Raw genomic sequence first — 6,424 nt, 5'->3', positions numbered from 1 at the left:
AGCGCCGCGCGAGCGCGGGCGTCGCCGAGGCGCAGCCTGCGTCGCGCCAGCCTGCGGAGGTCCGGCCGACGGCGCAGGCCGCGACGAGCCGGCATGCGGCGCAGCCCGCGGCATCCAGCCAGCCCGCGGCGGCGGCCCAGGCGCAGCCTGCGGTGACGAGCCAGCCCGCCGAGGCGCAGCCTGCGGCAGCGACGTCGGGATCCCCATCTGCGGCTGCGGGCGAGGTGCCCGCGCAGCTGGCCGAGAGCTTCAAGAACCCCGCGGCCCTGCAGCGCACGTGGCAGGCCGCGCTCGCGACGCTCAAGAAGGCGAAGGCGGCCTACGGCGTGCTCTTCCTGAACACCAAGGCGTCGTTCGACGCGGCCTGCGGCGCGCTCGTCATCGACTTCCCCGCCGAGAACGACTTCGCCTTCAAGGCCGTGCAGAAGCCCGACGTGCAGGACGAGCTTGCCGCCGCGCTTGCGCGCGCCTGCGGCGCCCCCATCCCGTTCCGCCTCTCGAAGGCGGGCGCGGCCACGGCGCCAGTCGCCGCCGCAGCCTCCGTGGTCGCCGCAGCTTCCGCAACCACCACGGCCGCCACGGCCTTCTCGGCAGCTTCTACAACCTCCGCGACTGCCGTGACTGCCGCGGCCGCCGGCTCGCCTGAGCAGGTTGCGCCGCGCGTCGAGGCTGCGTCGCAGCCCGCGCGCCCGTCTGGCCAGGCTCGCCCGCGCCCTGCAGCAGACTCCGCGGCCCAGCGGCCCTCAGCCGGCCCCGAGCCGCGCGTCGACGTCGCCACGCAGGCCACGCCGCCCGCGCCCTACGAGACGCCCACCGGCTACGCGGGCTTCGACGACCTGGTCCCGCTCGACGCCTACGACGACATGGTTCCCTACGACGACGCCGACGTCTACGAGCCCGCTTTCGAGCCGGCGTTCGAGCCTGCTTCCGCGGCCGCGGCTCTCGCCCCAGGGCAGCAGCCCGCCGCCTCCGTTCGCCAGCCTGACCCCGTGGCTTCCGCCCGCGACCAGCAGCGTCCGCAGCCCGCCCAGGCGGCCCGCAGCGCGCAGCCCGCCCGCGACCAGCGGCCCCAGCCGGCCTCTGCCGGCCCCGAGCCCTCGATGGCCGACCTCGACGCCATGCTTGCCTTCGGTTTCGGCGCAGACGTGTCTTTCACCGAGGTCAGGGAATAGCCTTTGCGGTACCATAGTCCCCACGCTTGAAAACTTCCGCCAACGTCACCGAAGGAGTGCCCCATGGATATGAAGAAGATGATGAAGCAGGCCCAGAAGATGCAGCTCGAGGCCGCGCGCGCCCAGGAGGAGATCGCGCAGATGGAGTTCACGGCCACCGCGGGCGGCGGCATGGTGAAGGTGTGCGCCAAGGGCGACACGACCATCAAGTCGGTGGAAATCGACCCCGAGGCCGTCGACCCCGAGGACGTCGAGATGCTCGGCGACATGATCCTCGCGGCAACCAACGAGGCGCTGCGCTCGGCCACCGAGGCCACCAACGCGCGCATGGGCGCCGTCATGGGCGGCATGAAGATCCCGGGCCTGATGTAGCGCATGCAGGCGGCGCCATCCATCCAGAAGCTGCTCGACGAGCTGGAGCGGCTGCCGGGCGTGGGCCCGAAGTCGGCCCAGCGCATGGCCTACTACCTGCTGAACGCCGACAAGGCGTCAGCCCTGCGGCTCGCCGAGGCCATCACCGAGGTGAAGGAGACGGTGCGCTTCTGCAGCCGCTGCTTCAACTACGCGGAGGGCGAGCTGTGCGAGATATGCGCCAGCTCCAAGCGCGACCAGAGCGCCATCTGCGTGGTCGAGGAGCCGCGCGACATCCCGCCCATCGAGCGCACGGCGGTGTTCGCGGGCGTGTACCACGTGCTCGGCGGCGCGCTCTCGCCGATGGAGGGCGTCGGCCCCGACGACCTGCGCGTGGCCGAGCTGCTCAAGCGCCTGGCCGCGGAGGACGTGACCGAGGTGGTGCTCGCCACCAACCCCAACATCGAGGGGGAGACCACGGCCGCCTACCTCGCGCGCCTCATCAAGCCGCTCGGCATCACGGTGACGCGCCCCGCGAGCGGCCTGCCCGTCGGCGGCGACCTCGAGTTCGCCGACGAGGTGACGCTCGGCCGCGCCCTCGAGGCTCGCCGCCCGCTGTAGGGGGCGCGGAAGCAGTCGCCCGATTCGCCGGCGTTCGCCTCGGCGCCCCGCGTCCCGACGTCGCGGCGTTTACGTCCCGACGGCGCGGCGCCTGAAGACGATATGAGTAGAGCATTGTGAGCCCCTGCTTCATGTCGTCTTTCAAAATATCGTGGGTCGAGGCTGATAATGGTCGTGTCATACAAACCGGCAACAGCCAAGTTGCCACAGACATGAGAGGGGCTCACAATGAACCATGTTACCTCAATCGGCCTTGATGTCCATGCCCGTTCCATCACCGCTTGTGCCTTCGATTCCATAACCGGGGAGGTCGTCACGCGCAAGTTCGGCTACGCCCCCGCCGAGCTCGCATCCTGGATCCTTTCCTTTGAGGCCCCAAAGGCGGTTTACGAGTCCGGGGTCACCGGCTTTCATCTTGTGCGCCAGCTGCGCTCGCTGGGCGTGGACTGCATGGTCGGCGCGGTGTCCAAGATGCAAAAGCCCGCCGCCGACAAGCGCAGGAAAAACGACCGCAACGACGCGACGTTCCTCGCACGGCAGCTCATGGCCCACAACATCGTGGAGGTGTTCGTGCCCGACGAGGAGACGGAGGCGGCCCGCAACCTGTCGCGCGCCCTGGAGGACGCCCGCGACGACCTGACCCGCGCCAAGCACCGCCTCACCCACCTGCTGATCAGATGGGGCCACGTCTGGAACGAGCACGGCGACAACGGCGCGCGCCGCGGCACCTGGACACGGGCCCATTGGGAGTGGATCCGTGCCGTAGAGCTGCCCGAGACCGCCGCCCAGGAGACGCTTGACTACTACATCTCCCAGGTGCGCCACGCAGAGGCGCAGAAGAAGGCGCTGGAGAAGAGGGTCGCCCAGTACGCCCGGAAGGAGCGCTGGGCAACACGCGTGGCGGCGCTCACGTGCCTGAAGGGCATCGGCACTGCCACTGCGTTCGCGCTGACTGCTGAGGCGGGAGTGTTCTCCAGGTTCGGCTCCGCCAGAAGGTTCTCATCGTGGCTGGGGCTCGACCCCTCCGAGCACTCGAGCGGTCCCAAGGTGTCCAGGGGCGGCATCACCAAGGCCGGCAACACGCACTTGAGAAAGGTGCTCGTGGAGGCGGCCTGGCACTACACCCGGGCAACGAAGGAGCGCAAGCACGACTTGTGGGACACCGGCGTTCCCTCGGCCATCGCGAACCATGCCGCCAAAGGCATTGACAGGCTCGTCGCCAGAAGGGCGCACTTCGCCGAGCGCAGGATGAAGCCCGTGGTTGCCAACGTGGCGACGGCAAGGGAGCTCTCCTGCTTCGTCTGGGCGATAGGATGCATGGCGGAGGGCACGCTGTAGGTCCCCTGCCGGCGCCGTCGATGCGGTCTTGACTCGGCCGCGCTCCCAATCGACTGGTCGTTGGATGCGATCCCAGATCTCTTTTTGGACACCGGCCCGTCCGGCACGACCGTAAGAAGACTCTTCATGTTCGAAGGTGCGCGCATCCAGCCGTAGCAACGAAATGCCGAAGCAAGGGCGGCGAACATAACAGGCGATGACGCTGCCGGCCACAAGGCCGGCGCCAGCCTGGCGCCGTCAACCCGCGAATATTAAACTGCGAAACGGGCGTCGGTTCATGACACTTCCTGTCGGGAGAGCTACCGGGTGGAGATAGATAGGCCCAAGCTGGGAAATTCTCGGCTTGGGCCCTTATTGTCTCTTGACAATGCTCTACTCATATTAAAAGATAAGGCACGTAGCCTGCCATGCAGATCACGTGCCTTATAAGACAAAGAGCCCTGTCCCCTCCAAAAACAGAACCCTTATCTTCCCGAAGCAAGGTTCGCTTCTCGTAAATCGAATGTATTATAGCACCGTCTCCACATAATCCCAAGAGAAAATTCTTGCGCAGCGCACTTCTCAATGCACTATCCTGATATGCAGATAGATAGAGGAGGCGGCGGCGCGAGGCCGTGGCGGGAGCGCGCAGGCGGGGGCCGGGCGCGCCCGCAGGTGCGCCCGCAGGTGCGTCCCTGCGTGCCGAAACGCCGTCTGACCTGCGAGGAGGAGCTGCCATGCAATACTTTGCCGATGCGCGCATCGACCACTTCATCACCGAGGACCTGCCCTACATCGACCTCACGTGCCAGGTGCTCGGCCTCTCGGACGCGCCGGGCGAGATGGAGTACTTCACGCGCGAGGACTGCGTGCTCGCGGGCGTGGCGGTGGTGCGCCGCATGATGGCGAAGCTCGGCTGCGAGGTGGTGGGCGCGCGGGCCGACGGCGACCGCGTGAGCGCGGGCGAGGCTCTCATGCGCGTGCGCGGAGGCGCCGAGCAGCTGCACGCGGCGTGGAAGGCGTGCCTGAACGTGTTCGACCACCTGTCGGCCGTGGCCACCAAGACGCGCCGCATGGTCGACGCGGCGCACTCCGCGAACCCGCGCTGCGAGGTTCTCACCACGCGCAAGTCCATGCCGGGCGTGAAGGACCTGCTCACCTACGCGGTGGTGGCGGGCGGCGCCTACCCGCACCGCCTGGGGCTCTCCGAGACGATCATCGTGTTCGGCCACCACCTCACGTTCATGGGCGGATTCGACGCCTTCGTCGAGCGGCTCCCCGAGATCAAGGCGCGCTGCGTGGAGAAGAAGATCTTCGTCGAGGCCGACGCCGAGCAGGCGCGCGTCCTCGCGCGCGCGGGCGTCGACGGCATCCAGCTCGACAAGGTTCCCGCTGGCGAGCTGGAGCTGCTGGTGCGCGAGCTGCGCGCGGCCAACCCGGCCGCCACGCTCATCGCCGCCGGCGGCATCAACCCCGAGAACGCCGCCGCCTACGCCGCCACGGGCGTCGACGGCCTGGCCACCACGGCGCCCTTCAGCGCGAAGCCCCTCGACATGAGCGTCCGCATGCGCGCGCGGTAAGTGCAAAGCGCTGGCGCGCGTGCGCAAGCGCTTCGCGGTATCGTGTTATACTCGTTCGCGATATAAGGAAGCAGGGTCGTGGGACGCCCAGGCGAGCTGCGACGCTGCGAGGTTCAGGGGTTGAGGGGCATCATGGTCAACGTTCCAAGTCCGGCGATCTCCATCGTGGGTCGCCATAATTCCGGGAAAACCACGCTCATCGAGCAGGTCATCGCCGAGCTGGTGGCGCGCGGGCACGACGTGGGGTCGGTCAAGCACCACTCCCACGCGAGCTTCGACATCGACCATCCCGGCAAGGACTCCTATCGCCACCGCGCGGCCGGTGCGAGCGAGACGGTCATCGCCTCGCCCACCATGATGGCGCGCGTCAAGACGCTCGGCGAGGAGGCGGAGTGCTCCGACATCGTGCGCTCCATGCCCGGCCACGACATCATCGTGGTGGAGGGCTACCGCAAGAGCGGCCTGCCCACCATCGAGATCATGCGCTCGGGCAACCCGGCCGACGTGAGCGTGGCAGGCGCGTTCATCGAGGGCGCCCGCGCCGGCGCCTCGCTCGGCACCGACTTCACGCAGGCCTCGCGCGGGGACGCCGCCTTCGCGGCCGACCTCGAGCACAAGATGCCCACGTCGGACACAGTCGCCATCGTGACCGACATCCCCGAGGCGCGCCAGGCGGCGCTGCTGTTCAACATCCCGGCGTTCGCGCTCGACGACATCGCGGGCATCGCCGACTTCCTCGAGGAGCACTACGTGCGCCCGCGCGTGACGGTGGTCATCCAGGCGGGCGGCGAGAGCCGCCGCATGGGCCGCTCGAAGGCCACGGTGCCCTTCGCGGGCCGCCCGCTCATCTGCCGGCTCGTCGAGCGGCTCGCGCCGGCGGCTGACGAGCTTCTGATCACCACCAACGAGGCCGACAGCCTCGCCTTCCTCGCCGAGGAGTACCCCGAGCTCGACATCAAGCTCGTGGGCGACGCCTTCGACTTCCGCGGTGCCCTGCCGGGCCTCTACACCGCGCTGCAGTCTGCGCGCAACCCGTACGTGGCCGTGGTGGCGTGCGACATGGTGTTCGCCAGCGCGAGCTTGGTGGTGGCCGAGTCGCTCATGATGGCGGAGACCGGCGCCGACGTGGTGGTTCCCGTGAACAAGCACGGGTTCGAGCCCTTCCACGCGCTCTACCGCAAGAGCGGCTGCGTGCCCGCGGTGCGCCGCGCGCTCGACGCCGGCGAGAAGCGCGCGCAGGCGTTCTTCGACGATCCCGCGGTGCGCGTGGCGGAGTTCTCGCAGGAGCGCGTGCTGGCGGCCGAGCCGCGCGGCGGCTGCTTCATCAACGCGAACACGCCTGACGAGCTCAAGCGCCTCGAAGACTCCTACCTCGGTGAATAG

5 protein-coding genes and 1 pseudogene are annotated in these 6,424 nt (G+C 68.7%); all 6 read left to right on the top strand.

Annotated features, from left to right (window positions below; genetic code table 11):
• A pseudogene (locus G7Y49_RS08540) lies at nucleotides 1-1,172 on the top strand (hypothetical protein); the annotation flags it as partial.
• Between the two features lie 63 nt (nucleotides 1,173-1,235).
• Nucleotides 1,236-1,544 carry a YbaB/EbfC family nucleoid-associated protein gene (locus tag G7Y49_RS08535; RefSeq protein ID WP_165172925.1) on the top strand — a complete coding sequence of 103 codons (309 nt, stop codon included), beginning with the start codon at nucleotides 1,236-1,238 and terminating at the stop codon, nucleotides 1,542-1,544.
• A 3-nt stretch (nucleotides 1,545-1,547) separates the two neighbouring features.
• Nucleotides 1,548-2,144 (top strand): recombination mediator RecR, encoded by a 597-nt coding sequence (gene recR / locus G7Y49_RS08530; RefSeq protein WP_165172923.1) that lies wholly within the window; start codon nucleotides 1,548-1,550, stop codon nucleotides 2,142-2,144.
• A 228-nt stretch (nucleotides 2,145-2,372) separates the two neighbouring features.
• On the top strand, nucleotides 2,373-3,482 hold the full coding sequence (locus G7Y49_RS08525; RefSeq protein WP_165172921.1) for an IS110 family transposase: 1,110 nt from the start codon (nucleotides 2,373-2,375) through the stop codon (nucleotides 3,480-3,482).
• A gap of 716 nt (nucleotides 3,483-4,198) precedes the next feature.
• Nucleotides 4,199-5,041 carry a ModD protein gene (gene modD, locus G7Y49_RS08520; protein WP_165172919.1) on the top strand — a complete coding sequence of 281 codons (843 nt, stop codon included), beginning with the start codon at nucleotides 4,199-4,201 and terminating at the stop codon, nucleotides 5,039-5,041.
• Between the two features lie 132 nt (nucleotides 5,042-5,173).
• Nucleotides 5,174-6,424, top strand: coding sequence for a molybdopterin-guanine dinucleotide biosynthesis protein B (gene mobB, locus G7Y49_RS08515; RefSeq protein ID WP_165172917.1), 1,251 nt, complete (start codon nucleotides 5,174-5,176; stop codon nucleotides 6,422-6,424).

This window comes from Adlercreutzia sp. ZJ242 (genome assembly GCF_011038995.1).
Taxonomy (GTDB): domain Bacteria; phylum Actinomycetota; class Coriobacteriia; order Coriobacteriales; family Eggerthellaceae; genus CAAEEV01.
Note: the sequence above shows the minus strand (reverse complement) of the source record. Positions and strands in the feature narration are given on the sequence as shown.